The sequence below is a fragment of the Stenotrophomonas sp. NPDC047960 genome, from assembly GCF_043204395.1.
In the GTDB taxonomy this organism is placed as follows: domain Bacteria; phylum Pseudomonadota; class Gammaproteobacteria; order Xanthomonadales; family Xanthomonadaceae; genus Stenotrophomonas.
This window is the reverse complement of sequence record NZ_JBIDBX010000001.1, coordinates 123,680-144,921: the sequence shown is the minus strand read 5'-3', so window position 1 is coordinate 144,921 and position 21,242 is coordinate 123,680. Positions and strand designations below refer to the sequence as shown.

The following is a 21,242-nucleotide window of genomic DNA, read 5'->3' as shown; positions in this document are numbered from 1 at the left end:
CAGAGGGCGGCCCTTCAATCCTCGGCTGAGGCCGCCGCAGTCGGAATGGAAAAACGAGCACAGCTTCTCGACCGTATAGCCGATGCCACTGAGCTTCACCGAGACCTGCAAAGAAGCCAGACGCTGCTCGAGCAGACCAACGCCTTGGCCAAGGTGGGCGGCTGGGAACTCGACGTTGATACCAATGAGCTGGAGTGGACCCAAGAGACGCGCCTTATTCATGGGGCCCCTCATGCGTCCCCCTCCTTGGAAGCCGCTTTATCCTTCTACCCTGAGGCAGCGCAAGAGCCCGTTCAGACCGCCCTCGCCAACTGCACCGAGCACGGCACCCCGATTGATCTAACGGTGCCTTCAACCAGAGCCGACGGAGAGCGAATCTGGGTTCATGTCGTCGGCCAGCGCGTCCAAGATAGTCGGGGCACACGGCTGATCGGGGCGGTCCAGGACGTGTCGCTTGAGAGGGCTGCTAGAGACGCTTTGACGCGCAGCGAATCGAAATACCGCCGCCTATTCCAGCACAGCATGGGGCTGATCTGCACCCACACCCTAGAGGGGATCATCACCTCCATAAACCCGGCCGCCTCATTGTCCCTGGGGCGGGAAGAGCACGAACTCCTCGGCTGCCCGCTGTCATCGGTCCTGCCGCCAGACAGGCATATGTATTTCCAAGCTTATCTGGCCAAGATCAAAGAGGATCTGAGCGACTCAGGGCTGATGGAACTCATCGCCTCGGATGGATCTCGGCGCTTCTGGGCCTACCACAATGTGGTCGATACTGAAGCAGACCCGCCTTATGTGCTGGGGCACGCCCAAGACGTCACCACGCAACACCTGCAGGAACAACAACTCCAGGAGCTGGCGATCCGGGATCCGTTGACCCGATGCTTCAATCGGCGCTATCTCACCGAGCTCGCTCAACGTCAGTTCGACGTTTGGGGATGCCTGGTCTTCGACTTGGATCACTTCAAGGAAATCAACGACACCCAAGGGCACGCAGAAGGGGACGCGGTGCTGGTCAAGTTTGCTGCGTTTCTAGCGTCCAAGCTGCTAGACAACGAGGCCGTCATCCGCCTTGGGGGCGATGAATTCCTCGTCTTCGTTCCGGGCGCAACGCCCGAGCGCATGGAACAGTTGGAAACCTGTTACCGGGCTCACGCGATGAAGCGCAAATTCGGTTTTCGGGGGGCTGCGCCGTCAGCCGACCTCATGCGTCGGTCGGCGACACCATCAATCGCGCAGACCTGAAGCTCTACGTTCGTCGGAAACAAGAGCGTTCGTGAGCCTTTAGCGATCTGTCAGGGAAGCAACCCAGCAAGGAACGGTGAGCAGCCACGCCTGCCAATGCCCCTTCACCCACCGCCAAGGCAATGTTCCCAGCGAACCGGGCCGCATCCCCGCACGCAAACACCCCCGCTACGGTGGTCTGCTTGGCCGAATTGGTGGTGATGCATCCTGCATCCTCTGTCTCGCAGCCCATGCGCGTAGCCAAGTCCGACGCCAAACAGGTCTCAGGGTGAACGAACAAGGCTTCCACGTCACGCACGCTTCCGTCCGCGAGGTTCAAGGTCGCTTTGCCGGTCACACCCGCTAAGGGACTTTCTTCTAACGTCACGTCGATGCCCTTCAGCTCCGCTGAAAGCTCTTCCATCTCGGCCGCTGAGAGCGTTGCGGCGTGGAAGGCCGTGACGGCGCCCCATTGTGAGAGCGCCTTGACCTGGTCCATTGCCTCCGCTTTGGACGCAATAAGCACGCCGATGTTTGTTCCGCAGATTTCATAGCCATGGCAGTAAGGGCAATGGAGGACCGTTTCGCCCCAACGCTCTGCGAGCCCTGGAATGTCGGGCAACCGATCCACCACCCCATGGGCGAGGATTACCCGCCTTGCGTGGTAGTGGTCACCGGACTCGCAGTGGACAGCGAAGGCCGTCTGGATACAGCCGGTGGCCTCAATGACCTGATCGTTCGCCCATTGCACTCGGTCGTAGGCGAGGAGCTGCCGACGTCCCACCTCAAGGATTTGGCCAGGAGGCACCCCGTCCCAGCCCAAGCATCCATGGGCCCTTGCAGCACGCTCGTTGCGCGGCCGACCGTGATCTATGACCAGCACCGTGCGGCACGCCCTGGCCAGCTGCAAAGCAGCAGACATGCCTGCATAGCTTCCGCCGACCACGACTGCGTCGAAGGGAGGCAGGTGTTCGGAAGATTCGATGCTGGGATGGATCATCGTCGGCCGCTCCCTCGTGGGCCGCTGGAGCGATTGGGTGGGGCCCTGTTACGTCTCTGTCTAGTGCGGTCATGAAAGCGCGCGATAGTGGCTTTCTCCACTGTGAAGCCCGCCTAACGGCGGGCTACAGTTGAAACTGGTCACGGCTCACGGGGATTGACGTCCACGGCCCCGGCACCGGGGCCAGCGCCCAGTTCTGCGCCCGTCGCCGGGCGCGCGTCGGGATCAGAGAGAGTTCTCGCAGCCATGGCTTCCACGGCGACTTGCTCCCTTTCGCTGAGGTCCACGTCGCAGCTTCCGTCCCCACCGTCCAAGGCCGCTTGAGCGTCACGGTCGGTGACACGCTCCCAAAGCTCGCCGCTGTTCCAGCTGCCCTCTACGTCGCCGTCGCCTTGCGACATGTCCATGTAGAGGTCGGTGAATGCAGGGTCCCCTGGCAGCTTGCCCGGAGGGAAGTTGGGCTGGATGCTGTAAAGCGCCTTTTCAAACGATTTTTGGTGTGCGATTTCACGGGTCATGAGGAACCGGAGGGCGTCTTTGATGCCCGGGTCATCGGTCACGTTTATGAGCCGTTCGTAGACAATCTTCGCGCGTGCTTCTGCCGCGATGTTCGATCGCAAATCCGCAGTGGGCTCGCCAATGCTGTCGATGTATGCAGCCGTCCAAGGCACACCGCTTGAGTTGACCAACGCGGGACCACCGCCATACAGAATCTGCTCGGTGTGGCTGGTGCTGTTTTGGCTCATCAAACGCATGTCTTCGGCTTCCATCATGCCCTCAGACTGAATCGCCTTGGGGCCGCGGTTGAGCATCGCGATAATCGTGCCGATGATCTCAAGATGGCTGATTTCTTCAGTGGCGATGTCCATTAGGAGGTCCTTGCGGCCCGGATCGGCCTCGCCGAGACCCTGCGTGAAATACCGCATCGCTGCGGCCAGTTCGCCTTGCGGACCTCCGAACTGCTCGAGCATCAAGGCCGCCAAGGCGGGATTGGATTCTTTGACCCGAACCGTATACATCAACTTTTTGTGGTGAAGAAACATTTGCGCGTCTCCTTGGGGCTGGCTATGGCTTGCCTTAATGGAAGAGTCGTCATCTCCTCTGCGGCATGGGTATGTTGCCTGCCCGGGCATTGACGCCCCGTAGAAAACCGTGATGAAAAACCCTTCCTCTCGCACACGCGCTCCTGACCACCGCCTAACGTTTATGCAACTACGAGCTTCCTTCAGAAGGCCGCCGCCCGAACCGTCTGGGCGGCATTGCCTAGGGCTGCGCACTTGACCGGTTGCGGTGTAGCCATCGATCACCTATACGCCGACCTGGTCAGCGGCGGAGCGGGTTTACTTCAGAGGAGGATCGGTCTGCTGATAGGTCCCCACGAGCTGGCCCTTGCCAATCACATGGCCTTTGGCTGCCTTGAGCACTTCATCGCGGGTCGCCCCAGGCCTAACGTCCAATGAAGCGTCCAATGCCAAGATCTGGAAATGGTAGTGATGCGGTGGATCCCCCACTGGCGGCTTCGGCCCGTAGTAGCCGATCGAGCCGCGGCTCGTTGCCCCTTGAAGCACGCCCTCGGGATCGGTCAGCCGCGGCTGAGTTTGGAGACCCTCCGGGAGACCAGTCAGAGATCCCGGGATGTTCCAGGCGACCCAGTGGACGAAGGGCTTGATGGGTGAGGCATCGGGATCCTCGGCGATCACCACGTAGGTCACCGCCTTTGCCACGGGGTTCCACGTCAGCTGGGGCGATACGCCTTCGTGATACGCACTGAACCGCTTGGGCATGGGTTGACCATCCTGGAAAGCCGGGGACTGCACCGCAAGGGACGCTGTTTCGGGAGTGCGCTCCAAGACCAACGGAACGCCCGTCCCGGCGGTGACCTGCCGCTCAAGGGACTGCGAAGGAATCGCGGTGGGCTGCGCTGCAGCAGGGATGCCGCCACTGTAGCTCACCCGATAGAGCGTCCCATTGGCATCATCGCCCACCAACAGGGCCCCGCCGCGTGTGATGGCCAGCCCCACCGGCCGTGCCACATGCTTCTGGCCCCCATCGACTAGGAACCCGGTCAAGAACGGCTCAAAGGCCGTTTGCTGCCCGTTGCGGAAGCGAACCCGAACCACCTCGTAACCAGAAGCGGGCTTTCGGTTCCATGAGCCACGCATGGTGACGAACGCATCGCCCCGGTAGTCCGCCGGGAACTGGCTGCCCGTGTAGAACACCATTTGCATGGGGGCGGCATGGGCGGTATAGCCCAGCGTCATGGGCTCGCTCATCTGAGCCCACTGCGCCTTCGTGATCTCCCCCGGCGGGGTGCTCTGCGGGTTTTGTCCGTCCTTCCCCCAAATGTGCGGCCAGCCATACTGCTTGCCTTTGACGATGTGGTTCAGTTCCTCCGGCTGGACGTCATCGCCTAGGAAGTCGATGCCGTGATCCATGCCCCACAACTCGCCGGATTTCGGGTCCCACGCGAAGCCGATCGTGTTTCGCAGCCCACTGGCAAAGATCGTCCTGCTTTTGCCATCCGGCGTTGACCGCAACAAGGCGGCATGCTCCGGGTTGGTCTCGTTGCATGCGTTACAGGACGAGCCCACGCTGATGTAGAGCATGCCGTCTGGGCCGAACGCCATCGTCCGGTTGGGATGCTGTCCGCCGTCCGGCAAATCGTTGATGATTCGCTCCACGGCATCCAGGGAACCGTCTGCATTGATGGGCGCTCGAAAGACCTCGGTTGGGGTAGCCATGTAAAGCTGTCCGCCTCCGATTGCCAACCCATGAATGTTCGGTCGGTGGGTCACTGCCTTAGGCGCCTCATCAAGGACACCGTCTTCGTTCGCGTCCTTCAAGAGCAACACGTCGCCTTGCTCCCGACGGGAGACGTAAATGTCGCCGTTGGGAGCAACGGCGATGATCCGAATGTTCTTCAGGTCCTTGGCGAAGGCCTTGACCTCGAATCCCTGCGGCACCTTCAGCGCGGCAATGCGCTGGTCAGTAGCGGGGACTTTGTCGGGTTTGAAGGTGTTGACCCGGGCGGGAACGTCCGTCCCATCGCCCTGCTGGGCAAGCACGGGTCCAGTTAAGACGCACAGCAGAGCGGCGTATACGAGGGTCTGTTTCATGGGCGCAGGTCCGGGTGAACTGAGACCTGAATCATCAATCCGGCACCATCAACTTGGTGCGAGGGCCATGCGAGTGGAGCGTGAGACGTGGCTACCGCTTGCTCGGCCCGTTCGATTTCGCGTTCTCATCGGGGCTGGACCGCTTCTGCACGCTGCTTTCCGTGTCATGGGCATGCGCCCCGCTGGGGTCTTCGATCTGGACTACGGTGCCCTCCTGCCAAGCGTCTGCGCCAGGGTCGATCGTCGGCAGCGCTATATCTGCGCGGCGCTTTCGCTTGTCTTCGCTGCTGACGCCAAGCCTGGCGTCACGAGCGGCCACCATCGCAGGGTCGGCTTGCCCATCGGCCGTGAAGCCCATCATCAACTGGGGCATGCCTCTTGGCAGGTCCTTATCCAAGTCGGTGTGCCAGGTGTGCCACGTTTTCCCATACGTGCGAATCAGCTTTTCCATCAGCTCGTGCTCAGCCACCTCCGGGATGCCCGGCGCAACCAGCTGGCCAGATTTCACCTCTTGGACGTGGCTATGCCAAAGGGCTTTTTCCTGTTCGGGGAGCCCAGAGAACAGCTTCTCGCTGACGATATATTCCACGCCCATCAGCTTGGCGTCTTTTACGTTGCCATCGTAGATCGTGCACTGAATAACGTCCTCGTTGAGGATCGAACAGTAGTGGTGCGCTTCCATCTGCACGTCTATCTTGCCGTTGTAGAAGTGGAAGCCGTCCAGGTAGGCGTTGATGGCCTCGATGGGCGGCCGGTCCTGCAGCACCGCCGCGCCGGTCTCCAGCGCCTTGGTCTTAGCCGTCTCCTCGCCCCCGGGGGCTTGCACGCTGGATTCGGTGTTCCCGCCACCGCAGGCGGTCAAGGCAAGCGCGGCTGTGGCGGATAGGATGGATCGACGCATCGTGCTTTGCTCCCAAATCGGTTTCGAGGCAGGGGGGCCTAAATCAGTCGTCTTGCGCCCAACGGGCCAGATTTTGCTGGATCGTATTGATGTCAGCCCAAGGATCTTTGCGGCGCCGCTTCAGCTTTTCGGGCACCTCCTTCATGGTGAAAGCATCCGCACGGGTCAGCATGGAGAGCTCGCCCCAGGCAATGGGCATGGCCACGGGCGCGCCGGGCCGACCACGCAATGAATAGGACGCCACAGCCGTGGCTCCGCGGCCGTTTCGCAGGTAGTCGACAAAGATGCGCTTGTTGCGAAGGCTTTTGGTCGAGGTTGCCAGGAAGCGGGTCGGCTCCGACTGAGACAATGCCTCGGCGAAGCCCTTGGCAAACCGCTTGGTCAGGTCCCAATCGCACCCGGGGTTCAAGGGCACAACCACGTGCAAGCCTTTCCCTCCCGACACCCGCAAGAACGACTCCAGTTCCAGTTGCTCAAGCAGCTTTCGGATATCCACGGCGGCCTTTTTGACCTCGGAGAAAGGAACATCAGGGCCCGGGTCCAAGTCGAAGACCACGCGATCAGCCCTGTCCGGGTTCTCCGCGTGGCTACCCCAAGGGTGAAACTCCAGGGAGTTGAACTGCACCAGCTCCAGCAGGCTGGCCGCGTCGCGAACCACCAAGTAGTGCGCGTTGACGCCGCTGTCCTCCTTGAGGCGAACCGAGTCCACCAACTCCAAGCCGGCCGTGTGGTGCTTTTGGAAGAAGCAGGGTTTGGCTGTCCCGCTGGGACAGCGAATGATCGACAACGGACGGCCGATGATCTCGGGCAGCAAATGGTCCATCACGGCGGTGTAGTAATCCCACACGTCCTGTTTGGTGGCCTTGATGTCCGGAAAGATGACCTTGGTGGGACTGGACAGTTTGGGCGGCGTGCGCGCTTCACCTGCCGACTTGGCCGAGCTCCCCGCTGAAGGTTTTTTGGTCGCCTTCCAGGACGGCTTTAACGGGACAGCATCCGTGACCTTGTCCGCTGGAGGCGTCCTGTCTGAGTCGGCCAGGTCCGCCACGTCTTTGTCTCGCCGAACCGCTTTGAGCGAGGGTTGACGCAGCAGTTGTTGCCCACCAATGCCCCGGTAGAACACTTCCACGACAAAGCGCGGCTCAAACCAAGTCGCTGACCGCAGGTCGGTGTCCTTGGTGGGCACGTGGGCCGTGGGCGTCTTTCCACCCGCCCGGCCAATCAACTGGCTCAACTCCTTGATGAGCGTGTCGGAGAAGCCCGAGCCCACTCGCCCCACGTAAAGCCACCCGTGTTTGGGATCCGGCTTGGCCAACAACAGCGAGCCAAAGCCGGCGCGGCTTCCCTTGGGGTCGGTGTAGCCCACCACCGCAAACTCATCGCTGGCCAACTGCTTGGTCTTCTTCCAGTCCTCGCTCCGGCCACCGTGATAGGCCCGATCAGCCCGCTTGGAGATAATCCCTTCGAAGTGGCGGTCGCCGGCGAGCTGGTAGGCCGATTCCCCGTCCCCCTCGATGTGCGAGCTGTAGGCCAAGTGCCCTGGACTCCCTTCCAAGAGTTCTTGCAGGAGCTCCTTGCGCTCCAGCAGGGGCGCATCGGCGATGTCGATTCCGTCGATGTGGAGCAAATCGAACACCGCGTAAGCCAACGTGCCTTGGCGCTCGCCGGACAACGTGGCCTGGAGGAGGTTGAAGTCCTCCTTGGTGCCACTGCCGGCGATGAGTTCGCCGTCCAATGCGCCTGATTTCAGCCCCAAGGTGGCCACAGCGTCCCGGATTTCGGGGATCTTCGACGTCCACTCCAGTGCATTGCGGGACCAAAGCCGCACTTGGCCTTCGGCGATCGTGGCCAGAATGCGGTAACCGTCCCACTTGATCTCATGAACCCACTGGTCTCCCTTGGGGGGGACGTCTCCCAGCTTGGCCAGCTGCGGCTCGAACGGGCCTTCGGGCGTTTTGGCTTTCTTGGCCTTGGTCAGCGCCGAGGCTTTCTTGGCCCAGGCCTTGCGCCGTCCTTTCTTGGGCAACGCCACGGCGGTGAGCTTCTTCTTCTCGGCCTTCCCCGCGCCCGCGCGCTTCAGATCTTCGGCGGGCGGCGCGGTGACATCGCCAAGCAAATCGTCGGCTTCCACGTCGCTTGCGAAGGCATCTTCGTCTTTGAAAAGCAGCCACTGGGGCTGCTTAGCGGACTTTCCCGATCGGACCAGGTGCCATCCACCCTTCAGCTTGGTGCCGAACAACTCGAACCGAAGATGCCCCTTGGCGAGCTGGGCTTCCGGGTCGCCCGTCGTCGCCCACACGCCGTGGTCAAACTGGGCGACGTGCCCGCCGCCATATTGCCCTTTGGGGATGTCGCCTTCAAACCCAGCATAGTCCACGGGATGGTCTTCCACCTCTACGGCCATCCGTTTGACCTTCGGATCGTAGCTGGGCCCATTGGGAACAGCCCAGCTCTTCAACGCGTCCCCGACTTGGAGCCTGAAGTCGTAGTGTCGGCGGCTGGCATGGTGTAGCTGGACTACGAAAATCGCCCGTTGCCCCTGCGGCAATGCCTTGCCAGGCTCCGGTTCCTTCGTTTTGTCAAAGCTCCGCTTGCGGCGGTATTCCGTAAGCGACATGCCGTTCTCCGGTCACCTGCCCAAGTGCTTTCGCACCGCGACCGCCGTGGGACCTACGGCCTTCACCGCCGCCCGCAGTTCCTCGGCGCTGACGCCCAGCGCCTTGGTCCAATACTGGAGCTCGTAATCTTCGTTGACGTTGATGCGGTCGCGGTCCGGGCTGCCAGCATTCTTTTTGTCGTCGGTCACGGTGATCTCCTCCGTTCGTCCTAAATGGTTTTGGCCCAAGCAACTACCGGCTCTAGGTCACTGCATAGCGGGAGATGGAGTCGCGCTGAACGCTGTTGGCCGAACAGCGACAGGTCCGTAGGCCATCTCGCCTGCAGCAGCAATCACTTCCAATAGGCGAGCTGCAACGGGGCCTCGCGTTTTTCGCACGCCGATGAAGTGGACCCATGAACCATCCACTTCTACGCGTGTCCCGGCAAGCTCTGGGGACCGGCTCACCAACCCTTGCAGGTTCTGAATCCACGTATCGCAGGGGGCCGCGTCCAGCTGGACCACGGTGGTGGCATCGCCCGCATAGAGATCCGCCATTTCCATTCGGGTCACTCGCGGTGTTGCAGCCAGAAACTGTGGATAAGCGCTCATACGATTCTCCTAACAAGGTTGGAGACGAATATCCGCTTCAGAGAGAGCACGGCGTGTCACCAAGGCGTCAAGGGGACGTCAAACCGCCTGGCAGCTATAGTCAAGTCGCCATTCATACACGAATGCTCGCACGCGCGACGAAAGCACACGCCGTCGTAAGCGGTAGTGCTCTAATATTTTCGGTAGAGCTAAGCTTGCACCCATTACGTGGGAGTCACGGTGAAGTGATTGCAACCGATCCCGGAGCGACAATGTTCAACTCAGCGATGGACGTGACGATTTGGCACCTCCTGTATCTCCTCTGGTTGACTGCAGGGGCGTTGGACTTTCGGCTTCACAGGGCCAGCAGTATCGAAACCACGTCGGGGCTAAAAGAATCCACGCTGCACTTGGTGCAGATCGCGATCTTGGGGGCAGCGACGCTGCTATGGCTCTCCCTTCGAGCGTCTCAACCGCTTTTCTTGATCCTTCTGGCGCTGGTGTGCCTGCATGCCATCACAGGCTATTGGGACACACGCGTGGCCTATCCCACGCGAGCCATTCGTCCCCTGGAGCAGCACGTTCATAGCATCCTGGACTTGGCCCCTTGGATCGCAATCGGCGCCGTTTACCGGTCTATGCCTGATACGCACGTCGTTACTGCCCTAGCATTTGACCTGGCTCCCATCGCCTTGTGGTTTTTTGCCATCGTGCCGGCGCTCCTCCTTACGGTGCTTCCCGCCCTCAGTGAGTTCCGACGCTGTATTGTCTACCGCGCCCCTTAAGACGCATGGCAAGTCGAGGCCCCGTCGGAGCGTCGTAGCGCATCCGACAGGGCACTGATGACGATCTAGCCCTTACTTCTTGGCTTCGACGCCTGGGGTCGCGTCGCGCACCAAGAACTCCTCGGTCACTTCAGGCAGATGGGCTGCGAGCCAATCGGCCATTGCCACCTCCTGAGAAAGGATCTCCTCGCAAACCCTAGCGGTCTCGGGGTCGCCTGCCGTCTTGGCAGCGGCGATCAGGGCCGTGTAGGACGCGATTTCCATGTGTTCGAACACATAGCCGGCCATGGCGCCCTTTACGATCTCATCGGACGCCGTCATGCCGCCGACGGCTTGGCCGAACGCCGCCATTTTGCCCATGACATCCTTCAAGACGGACGGGGAGCCGCCAAGGCGCTTGATACACCCTTCCAGCAATTCGCGCTGACCGATGGTCTCTTGAATATGCTCCTCGATGCGGGCCTTCAGCACCGGGTAATGCTCGATTCGGGATGCCTGCCCCTTCAGCATGGTTTCCGCCTGCTGCTCCATCGCGTGAGCGTCACGGAGCCAGTCCAGCAAGTTTTCCTTGATATCAGCCATTGGGTTCTCCCGATAGGTATATGAGGGTCTAACGTAACGGGAGGGGCATACACATGAGGCGAGGACGCTGTGAAGTCCTAGAGAAACCGGTGGATCCTTAAACAGATGCCCTCCGGGACAACCGCCTCCTTGCCCCAAAATGCCCTGAGCTTGCTGGCTATTGAATGCCTCGCCGGGTTCAGATGCCTATGTGGGCTGCGAATGGATCCCCGGACGCTTTAGACAAGAACCACGATCGCCGATGCCCGCCCCCTCACGCTTGCAGTGATTCCGTCAAGCCGTCCTCGATGTCCGCGATGCGGACAAGCGTCTCAGTCATCGCGTGGCTGAAGCTCACCTCGCACCGCAGAGCGTTTAAGAGCGCTCCGACAAGGTAACGATGGACATCGACCCGACCAACGCTCACTTCAGGCTCGTCCTCTCGATTGATGTGCTTCACAGCGTTGCGCAGACCAACCAAGTCTTCGCTGATTGCGCCGTAAGCCAGGTCTGGGCGGGCCGTCAGCTGCCTCGCATACTGGAGCATGTGATCGCCGACCGCAGGGGTATCGTTCAGGGCCGGGAGGTTGCGAAACATATCTTCCGCCGTCCCTGCCAGGAGCACGACGGTCGCATGGCGGGAATCGCAGAGATAGAGCTCGCAGGCGATCTCCAGGTGTCCGGCGGCTACTTGAAGTTTGGTCAGGAGCATACAGGCCAGCAATGGGGGGGACATGGCGCAACGCCCGCAGCCTCAGTGCCTCAGCGTCAGGCCCAGGAATAGCCCGGTCAGCTTACCCCACCGGACAGGGCGTCAACGCACGCTTTTAGTCCTCAAAAAGCGCGGATAGCACCAAGGCCGCGCCCGTGCAGAAGGCACCGAGGGCAGCCCAGTAGTTCATATCAGCCGACAAGACCGACATCGTCTTTGAAAACTGCTCGGGGGCACCGGGAGCATCCATCAGCTCGCGCTGAATCCTAGCGGACATGAACCAAAAGAAGCCTGAAAGCAGTGAACCGCATGAGGCAAAGAAGATCATCAGCTTCCAGATCAGCTTCTTCAACGTCCGGTCTCCGGCTTCCCAACCATGTCCTTGAGCCGCTGAAGGGCTTCCTTCTGCTTGGCAACGGGTAGCTTCGAGACCAACAAAATGACTTCGGCCAGGGTGTCGGAGGTGGCGTGGAAATACGCCACGGGCAAGCCCAACGCCTTCGCCAGCGCCTGAGACGTCGCGGGATCGGGGTCGTGTTGCCCCGTCTCATATCGACTCACCCTCGTGGCTCCGGAGACCGAGTCCACCATGCCAATGCGCTCCGCCAGCTGTGCTTGCGTCCAGCCCTTAGCCGTCCGCGCACTGCGCAGGCGCTTGCCATAGACCGTCGAGGGCGTCTTGGGCTGCATCGGGTTTCTTGCACCACAGCTGAACTCCCTCCAAGTTTGACGGTTGGAACCCGATTGCACATCTGCGATTATCGTAAATGCCGCCGGGTTGGCGGTCTATAGGGGCTGCGAATGAAGAACCAGACAAGGATGGCCGCCGGCTTGGCTGCCGCACTGCTTTTGACGGTCCCGGTGGCAGGGGCTCAAGAGAATCCCGAGGAAGCACCCAATAGGCCCGGGTTCTTTCGGCAGTTGGGCAAGAGCCTGAAAGACGCTGGTGGACAGATGGTCGGGGTCACCCCTCGGGCTGGGAGCTCCAACGCGGCAGCAACGGGAGCCATTTACAGCCCGCTCTCCGGCCCCGGAAAGCTTGCCGGGCTGTTCAAAGCGGACAACCACCAACTGGCCCAGCAAGGCAAGCTCGACTGGCCCCGCGTAGGACTCACGTTTACCGAGTGGGGCGCGTCCCTGCCCTGCTGGACGGTGGAGGCCCGCATCTGGTCCAACGCCTCGACCTCAACCACCGAGACCTTCCGCACCTGCGCCAACGCTGCCGTGACGGAAGCCGATGACCTGGGCGACACGGCCGAGCTCAACACCTCCGCGCTCTGGAAAGGGCGCGACACCCTCATGGGCGTGCGGGTGCCGGCGGGCAAGTCCAACACGGGCTCTACCCGGTCGACCGGCCCCACCCCGCCCGCGCAGCCGTTTGTCGTGAATGTGTCTCGCCCGGGTGTGTCCGACCGCGCCGTTGACGTGGCTCTCCGAGTCGCCTGGGTCAGCGGGTTCATCCAAACGAGTGACCTCCACCCGGGGGCATCTGGGTTGCTGACCCCCTTCAAGGATTCCCGTATGTGGATTGCCGGGTTCAAGCCCGACGGCAACCGCGACAAGTAGCCCAGGACCCTCTCTTCACCGTGCGACAGACTCCAGTCGCTCTGCTCAACCACTCAAGGAACGACCCATGAAAGCAAGGTTTCCCCTGGCCGGCTTGGCCTTTGTTCTCACCCTGTCCGGCTGCGGCGGCCCGCCTTCCAACAGCGATGCCGAGAAGGCGTTGGCAACCCTGTTGACCCAGAGCGGCGCAGGCGAGATCTCCGGCATTCAGGACTTCGAGTTCGCCGGGTGCGTCGAGGCCCAGGACATGGCGGGCTATCGCTGCGACACCACCGGGAAGGTCACCATCGACATCGGAGGCCAGCAGGTGCCTGTCCCGGTTAGCAAAAACCTTCGGTATGTGCGGGAGTCGGGGACTTGGAAGGCCTACGCGAAATGAGTGCCCTGCCCCCTCCCATGTCTACCGATCCGCATCCGGCCCGCCGCAAGCTGATGACGCCTCGAGATCGATTTTTCTGGTGGTATTCGCTCAGCTTGCTCTTCACCGGACCTTGCGGATTCGTCGTCGGGCCGGTCATGGCCCGACGCGCAAGCCGGAAGGCGGCTTTGCGCTATCCCGTCGAGGCGCATGCCGCACAGGCGCGAGACACCGGCTTTTCCTGGTGGCAGTGGTGGCTCATGACGCCATTGACCTTGCTCGGCGCTTTCTGGGTGTTTGGCCTGCTGAGTGGACTGCCGATGTTCTTGCTTGTGCTATATGCCCAGTTGACGCAATAGCGTAAGCACCTCCGTCTAATCCCCGAGGGCCGCAACAAGCGGCCCTTTTTCATTGTCCTCCCGAGGGCTTCACGCGTGAGGGATAAGGAAACCAGGCCCCTAAGGATTGACAAGTCCGATGCGCGAGCTATTTTCACTATTATTTCGAGAAGGAATCTAGTGAATAGGATTCAGGCTAGCGCCAGAATCGCGAAGTTCGGCCTATCCATAGAACGTCAGAACGATAGGCGCGAATGGATAGTGCGAGATAGCGTCAATCACCAAAGTATCGGACCCTCCCACAAGACTCTGCGAGAAGCTGTAACTCACAGCGTTGTCGAGGCCGAAACCATTGTCGAATTGAACATCTATTTAGGGCGACTGGCACTGGAATGCACTCGCTTGGGAGACCGGAGTGCGCGACAAGTTCGTGACTGGCTCCTGGGCCTGTCCGAAAGGACTCCTTCCGCCGTATCGGTTCTTGACGGAAAAGCGCCCCCATCCGAGAATGACTTGGAGCGAAGCCTTGACAATCTGATTGAAAGACACGGACTGCCGATCACCGCCAAAATCTTGTCTGCAATGAAAGTTCACCATGCTGCTAGTATTGACCGGTCGCTGGTAAAAGACGCAGGCAACCGCATTGAAACGCACGCGCAGCATCAAGCAGGTGATAGACGCAAAGCACCCCAAGGAGGGAAATCCGTTTGAGAAGACCGCACTCTCCTCCACTCTTCATGTTGGACTACAGGAGTTCATCTTGGATGGAAACTTCATCGTCGAGGATGAAGAGTCGACGACTAGCGGCTTGCTTGCAACCATAGGGTCGACGGCTCCATGGTGCAGTGAAGCATATGGAATCGCCCCAGACTTCACTTGGGTAAAATACAAGAAAAACGGGAATGAAGATCATGCGGAGCCAGCAACAGGAGCTGACTTTGCCCTAATCCTCAGAGTCGACAGCGACATAACCCGCGCCGCAGTGTTTCAAGCGAAGCGAATGCTGCAGGGAACTGCGACGTTCAACGTTCACCGGATCTCCCCCGCTCGCAGCTCACCGGATCGAATAGCAGAGCCGCAGTTTCTTCGCCTGCTTGACCATGGAAAGTCCATTCTGACCAATGCCAACAAAAGTGCCGAACTAAAGCACTTGGATTGGATACACTACTTGATTTACCAGCGCGACGTATTCTCGTGCGTCCCCATGTCGGACCTCGCAGGCCTACATGCCGCATACACCTCGGCACGGGAAGATAAGAAAAACAGGTATTTAACACGCCTAAAGAAGATTGAGAGCACATCAAAGACGGGAAAAATCAAGTCGAGCAGGAAGACTCGCTTGGCGGAGACCCTATGGAAGAGCGCACAAATACCCAAGGCCTCTTTCACTGATAATACGAAGAATTTGGCGACACTCTTTGCTTATGGGCCTTCCCAACAGCGCCAAATACCCCCGGGTTGGCTCACCCTAACCACGGAATCTGTCGCCGCCTTCGCAAACGCCCTCCGGAAGGAAATGGACGTATATGAGCTGAAGTTCGACCCTTCACTCGAGCCTTGTCTTGCCCAGGTTGTGGACAGCTTGCGAAAGGAAAGGAAAGACCGAGCCATCAAACTGTCCAAGAAGCTGATTCAAGGAATACAGGATGACGTAGCGAAGATGGTGAAGCAGTCCCAGCTTTCTCCCCAAGTTACGGCAACTACTTCGCCAAACAGGCGGAAAGGATAACTGTCCCGTGGGAAATATCTTCCAGCTGTCTTATCATTGCAGGACACAACACAGGACACATGTCTGGTTTGCGATCTGCTGCAGGGTCAAGAGGTTAGGTTAGGGTCGATCCGATCCCCCTCTCTCCGCCAGACAAACGCAAAAGGCCGCCCCCAGGGGCGGCCTTTTGCGTTTGCCCGGCGGAGATCGGGGAATGAAAGGTTCAGCGGTAATGCACTGGCGCGTGGCGACGCGTTCATCCAACGGGCGCCTCAGTCCTATCTCGGCGCGGAGCGAGTCCGGACAGCCGAATGGCTGGCCCTTCCGCGCAAAGCGCGGAAGGGCTGGCCCATGGATGGGCCCAGCAATCCCCGGCAATGAACCGTGCCAGATTCGACCAACCCGCCGGACAAGCAACGTCGCCCGAAGGGCGACCTTCCCGGTAGAGCCACGCCCTGCGTGGCTGCCCTCCATTCAGCACCGCGAAGCCACGCAGGGCGTGGCTCTAAAATTTCATGCATTGCCATGGCACCGGACACGAGATAGCATCCCATTGCAGTCAGTGCCGCCGGCCGTTCTTGTTATCCGGGGACTGATTGCCCATACACCTGCCGCCGGCGGTTTCTGTTATCCGGGGAGGTGTGTACAAGACAAAGCCCCGATCAGGGGCTTTGTTGCTTTTTGGGCCGGATGAGATCTCCCTTCGGAACCACAGAAAAGACCTCGGCTCTCGGCTTGCGCGCCTGAAGTTCAAGAATCGCCCTGTCGCGGACCTTGTTTCCATGACCATCATTCCGGTCGTTCGTGCTGACCACTGCCGTCATGTGCCGGTGCGTCTCTATCACCGAACTGCATGCGAGTGCGGCCTGCAGCTTACACACCAGATCGCAGGGCAGATAACCATCCTTGCGCACCCGACTTTCATAGCGGTGCCTGCCTAGGTAGACGAGCATCCTGCTGGCGGGCGGCTCATGCCCCAGCTCTCTCTTTTGCCGAACCAGTTCATCGAACTGACTGACCGTGAGCTCGCCGATTTCCACGATGCCGACCCGCTCACCGCCCGCGATTCTGCGCAGTTGATCCAGAATGAGGGGCGGCGCGTTGTCATAGAGGGGCATCGCCCTTCCCTGGGTCGTAAATCCATGATTCAAGCTGCGTCTATCGCGAACTCAGGTAGAGCCACGCCCTGCGTGGCTGCCCTTCGTTCAGCACCGCGAAGCCACGCAGGGCGTGGCTCTACAATGGGGCACCCCATCAGATCACGTACCCCCATGTCCGAATGCTGCGGCTGCGGAAAAATCGTCGACGTCGCCGCCCTCCAGGCAAAGCAGCGCCGCGTGCTGCGCATCGTGCTGGCGATCAACCTCGCCACCTTCGTGATGATGGCGGCGGCCGCCTGGTGGAGCCATTCGTCCTCCCTGCTCTCCGGCAGCCTGGACAACCTCGGCGATGCACTGACCTATGCGATCAGTCTGGCCGTAGTCGGCGCATCGATGCGCGCCAAGGCGCGGGTGGCACTGTTGAAGGGACTGCTGATTCTCGGTGCAGCCATTGCGGTGGCGGTGCAGATCGGCTGGCGACTGACACACCCGGCCGTACCGCTGTTTGAAGGCATGGGCATCGCCGGTGCGCTGAACCTCGCCGCCAATGGCGTATGCCTGTGGCTGCTGAATCCGTTCCGCAACGGCGACGTCAACATGGCCTCAGCGTGGGAATGCTCGCGCAATGACATTTTCGAAGGCGTGGCGGTGCTGCTGGCCGCGCTCGCGGTGTGGGCGTTAGGCGCCGGCTGGCCCGATCTGCTGATCGCAGCGGCCTTGCTGGTTATGTTCCTGCGCTCCGCACTGCGCGTACTGCGCTCTGCGTGGCGGGAAATTCGGGTTCAGGAAAGCAGTTCTTCGGCGTAGGTCATGCGTCCAAGTGCTGATCAGCAGGATCGGCAGTTGTTTGGGAACCAACCCTAACAGCGGCGTCCCCAGTGGTCGTGGCGACGTGATGGGTGGACGGTGGTCAACGCCCCGGTAGGGCATGACCACCGAACGAAGCAGGCTTTCGCGCTTACGCGCTCGACACCTTCATCAGCACCAGCCCGCTCACGATCAGCACCGCCGCGGCAATCCGCATCGCGCTGACCTGCTCGCCGAGGAACACGATGCCGATCACGAACGCACCGACCGCACCGATGCCGGTCCAGATCGTGTAAGCGGTGCCCAGCGGCAGCGTGCGCATGGCCGACGCCAGCAGCCAGAAGCTGGCGATCATGCCGGCAATGGTGATGATGGAGGGGGTGAGCTTGCTGAAACCGTCGGACTGCTTCATCGCAAACGCCCAGACGATTTCCAGTACACCGGCTGCCAGTAGATAGATCCAGGCCATGAGGCCTCCTTTGATGGGGCCAGGCCGTCCTGGTCGTTTGATGCCCGATGCGGGGGAGGCCGTTCCTCCAGATGTGCGGGCATTTTAGCCGCTGGGGGTCGGGGCGGCGTGAGTTGGACGTTGGGGGCTACATGGGATTCAGCTATCCGTCGGACACGCATGGCGTGTCGCTACGCGTGGGCGGGCATCGGGTGGCTGGCGTTGCTGGCGGCGGTTGGGATAGAATGCGTGGCTGCACTGCGGGACCTTGTCCTGCCTGCACACGTCTCTATGGCGGCCCCGTCGGCCCCTCGCGACGCTAGGTCGAAAATCCCGCCAGGGCCGGAAGGCAGCAACGGTATCGATCGACGCGGGCGCCGAGGTCAGCCGGCGGGGCCGTCACCCGTTTGGGCGGCCCATTCCCTGTCTGGATATCAGGCCGCAGGCCTGGGGGCCGTTGGCTCGGCCAGCGCCACGCATTCGCCCGGCACCGCCACGCGATGCCCACGCTGGCGCAGCGCTGCACCGTCGGCGTCGCTCGCGTAGTGATAGAGCACCATCCGCGCCTGCAGTTCCGCGCTGTACTCGCGTTCGAGATCGTCCACGCCGGTATGCGATGGGTTGCCATGCAGGCCGCAGTCGTGCGCGATCAGTTCGTCGTCGGCCGCGTAGCGCGCCAGCATTTCCGGAATCGGGCGGGTGTCGCCGCTCCACACCAGCGCGCCCTGCAGGCGCAGGCCGTAGGCGGTTTCGGGCCAGTGATGGCGCACCGGGAATACTTCCAGGCGCACGCCGTCATGCCAGAACGCCTCGCCCACCACGATCAGCTGGAAGGCATCCCAGAAGTTGGCGCCACCTTCGGCCAGAACGTTGGGGTAATCGGCCACGCGCCGGTGCAGCAGCGGCACCACCGTGGCGGGTACATACAGCCGGATGCGGCCGCGCCGCTGCGGCGAGAAGTAGGCGTCCACGAACAGACGCTCGAAGCCGGCCACGTGATCCAGGTGCACATGGGTCACGAACAGCGCATCGGGCATGCGCCCGTACTGGGCCAGGAAGGCGGTGAGGCCCTCGCCACCGCAGTCGATGGTCAGCCACGGCTGGCCGCCGCGCTCGATCACCGCCATCGGCGAACCCAGCTGCACGGCCGACGCGTTGCCGACCCCCATGAAGCGCAGTGCCCAGTCCATCAGTAGCCCCGGTTCCAGGCCAGGTCGTAGGCCCGGCGCAGCCGTGCGAAGTCCTTCTCGACCTCGTCGTGGCTGCGCTCGCCGCGCAGCTTCACCAGCGACCGGTGCAGCCGCTTGAGGTTGCGCTCGCGCCAGGCGGTGGCCGGGATGCGCTGCACGCCGCGGTCGAAATCGATCAACCAGCCGTGGCCGTTGGCATCGAACAGGATGTTGTGGGCGTTGAGATCGGCATGATCCAGCCCGGCGCGGTGGAAGCGCGCGATCAGCCGGCCGGTTTCCTCCCAGGGCGCGCCCCGCCCCGCCACCAGGGCGCGGTCGGCCAGCGAACGCACGCCTTCCAGGCGCTCCATCAGGATGGCAGCACGGTAGCGCATGCCCTCACGCATGTAGAACGCGGCGATCGGGCGCGGCACCGGCAGCTTCAGCGCGCGCAGCGCGCGCATCAAGCGGAACTCGGCGAAGCTGCGGGTGCGGTTGGCGCCCCGCCACAGGTACTGGTCATGGCTGAGCTTGGCTGCCATGCCGCCGCGCAGGTACTGGCGCAGCACGCAATGGCCAAACGGCGCATCCACGAACCAGGCCCCGCCGCGGCCACCATCGCCGACCGGGCGCGCCCGGTCGCCCCAGTGCGCCGGTGAGAACAGGCTGATCTCGGCTTGCCGCAGCCGTTCGCGGTCGAACAGAATGGCACCCATGCCGCGTCCATCGCGGCAGGGCGTCAGCGCTTCAGTGGCGTCGAATGCGACCATTCCTTCGAGTCTAACAACACCATGGCATCAGCGTCCTCTTCCTTGTGTCTTTTGCGTTTGTCCGCGCTGGGCGACGTCACCCATGTGGTGCCGCTGGTGCGCACCCTGCAGCAGGCACGGCCGGGGACCGAACTGCATTGGATCATCGACAAGGCCGGGCACAAGCTGCTGGACGGCCTGCCGGGCGTGGTGTTCCATGCCTACGACAAGAAGACCGGGCTGGCCGGCATGCGCGCCCTGCGCGCGTCGCTGCCGCCGGGGCGCTTCGAGGCGCTGCTGCAGATGCAGGTGGCCTTCCGCGCCAACGTGCTGTCGGCATTCGTCCCGGCGGTGCGCCGGATCGGCTATGACAAGGCGCGCTCCAAGGACCTGCACGGCCTTTTCATCAACGAACGCATCCCCGACCGCCCCGGCATCCACGTGCTCGATGCGATCGGCAGCTTCTGCGAACCACTGGGCATCCGCCAGACCGGGGTCAGCTGGGACCTGGCGATACCGCCGGCGGCAGTGGAATGGGCGCAGGCGCAATGGCAGGACGATGGCCGGCCGGTGCTGATGATCTCGCCCTGTTCCAGCCACGTGCGTCGCAACTGGTATGCCGATCGCTACGCTGCGGTGGCCAACCATGCGGTGGCGCGCGGCTGGCGGGTGGTGCTGTGCGGCGGCCGCAGCGAACTGGAACGTGGCATGGCCGACGCCATCCAGGCCCAGCTGAGTGCCCCGGCGCTGGACCTGGTGGGGAAAGACACGCTCAAGCAGCTGCCGCCCCTGTTGGCCCGCGCTGCATTGGTGATGACCCCGGATTCGGGCCCGATGCACATTGCCAACGCGATGGGCACCAAGGTGCTGGGCCTGCATGCGGCCAGCAACCCGCACCGCAGCGGCCCCTATTCCGATCGCCGCTACTGCGTGGACCGCTATGACGACGCGGCGCGGAAGTTCCTGGGCAAACCGGCCAGCGAACTCAAGTGGGGCACCAAGGTCGAGTTCGACGATGTGATGCAGCTGATCACGGTCGAAGACGGCATTGCCGCCTTCGAACGCTACGTGGCCGATCAGCCGCGCCCGCTGTAATCCTTGTAGGACTTCTCTTCGACGTAGACCGAGCCGAGCGCCAGGTTGATGTCCTTCTTGATCCGGGCGCGGGTGTCGTTCTTCTGGTACACGCTGCGCGCCAGGGCGACGAACGCATCATCGAACTCGGCGGCCTGATCCTTGAGGCGGATGTTGTCCTCGATATCCCAGAGCTGCTCGTTGATGTCCTTGAGCTCCACGCGCAGCTTGGCGATGTCCGTGCCGCCGGCCGGATGCGCCATCCACGTCTTCTCCAGCGCACTCAGCTCGGCCCGGATGTTGGCCAGCTTGGCCGGATCACTGATCCGCTCGGACTTGATCTGCAGGATCGAGATCTTGTCCAGCAACTCACCAAAGGACACAGGAACAGAAATTTCAGCGGTCATGGGAGATGTTCCGTTTTGAATGGCCCCAGTTT

General features: G+C 61.7%; 23 protein-coding genes, 1 other RNA gene and 2 pseudogenes. 9 read left to right on the top strand and 17 right to left on the bottom strand.

The features are described from left to right. Nucleotides 1-45 precede the first annotated feature (45 nt). A complete protein-coding gene (locus tag ACGFZ3_RS00845) occupies nucleotides 46-1,245 on the top strand; it encodes a sensor domain-containing diguanylate cyclase (RefSeq protein WP_392915120.1) in 1,200 nt (399 codons plus the stop codon). Nucleotides 1,246-1,249: 4 nt separating this feature from the next. On the opposite strand, the gene ACGFZ3_RS00840 is transcribed toward ACGFZ3_RS00845, so the two are convergent. The 8 genes and pseudogenes from ACGFZ3_RS00840 to ACGFZ3_RS00805 all read right to left on the bottom strand — a co-directional run bounded on the left by ACGFZ3_RS00840 (nucleotide 1,250) and on the right by ACGFZ3_RS00805 (nucleotide 9,449). Next, the gene (locus tag ACGFZ3_RS00840) at nucleotides 1,250-2,224 is read right to left on the bottom strand and encodes an NAD(P)/FAD-dependent oxidoreductase (RefSeq protein ID WP_392915118.1); all 975 of its coding nucleotides are present in this window, start codon (nucleotides 2,222-2,224) and stop codon (nucleotides 1,250-1,252) included. 140 nt (nucleotides 2,225-2,364) lie between these two features. Next, the gene (locus ACGFZ3_RS00835) at nucleotides 2,365-3,267 is read right to left on the bottom strand and encodes a manganese catalase family protein (protein ID WP_392915114.1); all 903 of its coding nucleotides are present in this window, start codon (nucleotides 3,265-3,267) and stop codon (nucleotides 2,365-2,367) included. Nucleotides 3,268-3,564: 297 nt separating this feature from the next. After that, a complete protein-coding gene (locus tag ACGFZ3_RS00830; RefSeq protein ID WP_392915111.1) occupies nucleotides 3,565-5,340 on the bottom strand; it encodes a YbhB/YbcL family Raf kinase inhibitor-like protein in 1,776 nt (591 codons plus the stop codon). Nucleotides 5,341-5,431: 91 nt separating this feature from the next. Then, nucleotides 5,432-6,241 (bottom strand): OBAP family protein, encoded by an 810-nt coding sequence (locus ACGFZ3_RS00825; protein WP_392915109.1) that lies wholly within the window; start codon nucleotides 6,239-6,241, stop codon nucleotides 5,432-5,434. Between the two features lie 43 nt (nucleotides 6,242-6,284). Further along, nucleotides 6,285-8,180: pseudogene (gene ligD, locus ACGFZ3_RS00820) on the bottom strand (DNA ligase D); the annotation flags it as partial. A 267-nt stretch (nucleotides 8,181-8,447) separates the two neighbouring features. Then, a pseudogene (locus ACGFZ3_RS00815) lies at nucleotides 8,448-8,858 on the bottom strand (DNA polymerase ligase N-terminal domain-containing protein); the annotation flags it as partial. Between the two features lie 12 nt (nucleotides 8,859-8,870). Beyond that, nucleotides 8,871-9,047 carry a DUF3606 domain-containing protein gene (locus ACGFZ3_RS00810; RefSeq protein WP_392915106.1) on the bottom strand — a complete coding sequence of 59 codons (177 nt, stop codon included), beginning with the start codon at nucleotides 9,045-9,047 and terminating at the stop codon, nucleotides 8,871-8,873. Nucleotides 9,048-9,104: 57 nt separating this feature from the next. Continuing rightward, complete coding sequence (locus tag ACGFZ3_RS00805) at nucleotides 9,105-9,449, bottom strand: hypothetical protein (protein WP_392915103.1); 345 nt, start codon at nucleotides 9,447-9,449, stop codon at nucleotides 9,105-9,107. Nucleotides 9,450-9,700: 251 nt separating this feature from the next. Here ACGFZ3_RS00805 and ACGFZ3_RS00800 point away from each other — a divergent pair, with 251 nt between their 5' ends. After that, nucleotides 9,701-10,213: a hypothetical protein gene (locus ACGFZ3_RS00800; RefSeq protein WP_392915100.1), complete on the top strand. Its 513-nt coding sequence runs from the start codon at nucleotides 9,701-9,703 to the stop codon at nucleotides 10,211-10,213. A 72-nt stretch (nucleotides 10,214-10,285) separates the two neighbouring features. Here the strand turns inward: ACGFZ3_RS00800 and ACGFZ3_RS00795 are convergent, their stop codons facing one another. The 4 genes from ACGFZ3_RS00795 to ACGFZ3_RS00780 all read right to left on the bottom strand — a co-directional run bounded on the left by ACGFZ3_RS00795 (nucleotide 10,286) and on the right by ACGFZ3_RS00780 (nucleotide 12,176). Next, nucleotides 10,286-10,795 (bottom strand): ferritin-like domain-containing protein, encoded by a 510-nt coding sequence (locus ACGFZ3_RS00795; protein ID WP_392915098.1) that lies wholly within the window; start codon nucleotides 10,793-10,795, stop codon nucleotides 10,286-10,288. A gap of 253 nt (nucleotides 10,796-11,048) precedes the next feature. Further along, nucleotides 11,049-11,486, bottom strand: coding sequence for a hypothetical protein (locus tag ACGFZ3_RS00790; RefSeq protein ID WP_392915095.1), 438 nt, complete (start codon nucleotides 11,484-11,486; stop codon nucleotides 11,049-11,051). 115 nt (nucleotides 11,487-11,601) lie between these two features. Continuing rightward, complete coding sequence (locus tag ACGFZ3_RS00785) at nucleotides 11,602-11,838, bottom strand: hypothetical protein (protein WP_392915092.1); 237 nt, start codon at nucleotides 11,836-11,838, stop codon at nucleotides 11,602-11,604. Beyond that, a complete protein-coding gene (locus ACGFZ3_RS00780; protein ID WP_392915090.1) occupies nucleotides 11,835-12,176 on the bottom strand; it encodes a helix-turn-helix domain-containing protein in 342 nt (113 codons plus the stop codon). Before ACGFZ3_RS00780 ends, ACGFZ3_RS00785 begins: the two co-directional genes overlap by 4 nt. A 111-nt stretch (nucleotides 12,177-12,287) precedes the next feature. On the opposite strand from ACGFZ3_RS00780, the gene ACGFZ3_RS00775 reads away from it, so the two are divergent. The 4 genes from ACGFZ3_RS00775 (at nucleotide 12,288) to ACGFZ3_RS00760 (ending at nucleotide 15,477) form a co-directional block, all read left to right on the top strand. Beyond that, entirely contained in the window at nucleotides 12,288-13,052 is a 765-nt protein-coding gene (locus tag ACGFZ3_RS00775) for a hypothetical protein (protein WP_392915087.1), read from the top strand. A gap of 67 nt (nucleotides 13,053-13,119) precedes the next feature. Continuing rightward, a complete protein-coding gene (locus ACGFZ3_RS00770) occupies nucleotides 13,120-13,431 on the top strand; it encodes a hypothetical protein (protein WP_392915085.1) in 312 nt (103 codons plus the stop codon). Between the two features lie 17 nt (nucleotides 13,432-13,448). Continuing rightward, nucleotides 13,449-13,769: a hypothetical protein gene (locus ACGFZ3_RS00765; RefSeq protein WP_392915082.1), complete on the top strand. Its 321-nt coding sequence runs from the start codon at nucleotides 13,449-13,451 to the stop codon at nucleotides 13,767-13,769. 622 nt (nucleotides 13,770-14,391) lie between these two features. Further along, nucleotides 14,392-15,477, top strand: a complete 1,086-nt coding sequence (locus ACGFZ3_RS00760; RefSeq protein ID WP_392915080.1) for a hypothetical protein — start codon at nucleotides 14,392-14,394, stop codon at nucleotides 15,475-15,477. A 641-nt stretch (nucleotides 15,478-16,118) separates the two neighbouring features. Here the strand turns inward: ACGFZ3_RS00760 and ACGFZ3_RS00755 are convergent. Beyond that, nucleotides 16,119-16,574, bottom strand: a complete 456-nt coding sequence (locus tag ACGFZ3_RS00755; RefSeq protein ID WP_392915077.1) for a hypothetical protein — start codon at nucleotides 16,572-16,574, stop codon at nucleotides 16,119-16,121. Nucleotides 16,575-16,727: 153 nt separating this feature from the next. On the opposite strand from ACGFZ3_RS00755, the gene ACGFZ3_RS00750 reads away from it, so the two are divergent. After that, a complete protein-coding gene (locus ACGFZ3_RS00750; protein ID WP_392915074.1) occupies nucleotides 16,728-17,363 on the top strand; it encodes a cation transporter in 636 nt (211 codons plus the stop codon). Between the two features lie 151 nt (nucleotides 17,364-17,514). Here ACGFZ3_RS00750 and ACGFZ3_RS00745 read toward each other — a convergent pair whose 3' ends face one another. Then, nucleotides 17,515-17,832, bottom strand: a complete 318-nt coding sequence (locus tag ACGFZ3_RS00745; RefSeq protein ID WP_392915071.1) for a DMT family transporter — start codon at nucleotides 17,830-17,832, stop codon at nucleotides 17,515-17,517. A gap of 279 nt (nucleotides 17,833-18,111) precedes the next feature. Here ACGFZ3_RS00745 and ffs point away from each other — a divergent pair. Continuing rightward, an RNA gene (gene ffs / locus ACGFZ3_RS00740) (signal recognition particle sRNA small type) lies at nucleotides 18,112-18,208 on the top strand. Between the two features lie 37 nt (nucleotides 18,209-18,245). Here ffs and ACGFZ3_RS00735 read toward each other — a convergent pair. Together ACGFZ3_RS00735 and ACGFZ3_RS00730 are read right to left on the bottom strand one after the other, a co-directional pair. After that, nucleotides 18,246-19,001, bottom strand: coding sequence for an MBL fold metallo-hydrolase (locus ACGFZ3_RS00735; protein WP_392915068.1), 756 nt, complete (start codon nucleotides 18,999-19,001; stop codon nucleotides 18,246-18,248). Then, the gene (locus tag ACGFZ3_RS00730) at nucleotides 19,001-19,750 is read right to left on the bottom strand and encodes a 3-deoxy-D-manno-octulosonic acid kinase (protein WP_392915065.1); all 750 of its coding nucleotides are present in this window, start codon (nucleotides 19,748-19,750) and stop codon (nucleotides 19,001-19,003) included. The genes ACGFZ3_RS00735 and ACGFZ3_RS00730 overlap by 1 nt, the downstream gene beginning before the upstream one ends. 21 nt (nucleotides 19,751-19,771) lie before the next feature. Between ACGFZ3_RS00730 and ACGFZ3_RS00725 the strand changes: the two genes are divergently transcribed. Continuing rightward, complete coding sequence (locus ACGFZ3_RS00725) at nucleotides 19,772-20,824, top strand: glycosyltransferase family 9 protein (RefSeq protein ID WP_392915062.1); 1,053 nt, start codon at nucleotides 19,772-19,774, stop codon at nucleotides 20,822-20,824. On the opposite strand, the gene ACGFZ3_RS00720 is transcribed toward ACGFZ3_RS00725, so the two are convergent. Further along, nucleotides 20,806-21,210 carry a DUF6165 family protein gene (locus ACGFZ3_RS00720; protein WP_392915060.1) on the bottom strand — a complete coding sequence of 135 codons (405 nt, stop codon included), beginning with the start codon at nucleotides 21,208-21,210 and terminating at the stop codon, nucleotides 20,806-20,808. The genes ACGFZ3_RS00725 and ACGFZ3_RS00720 overlap by 19 nt on opposite strands. Nucleotides 21,211-21,242: the final 32 nt, after the last annotated feature.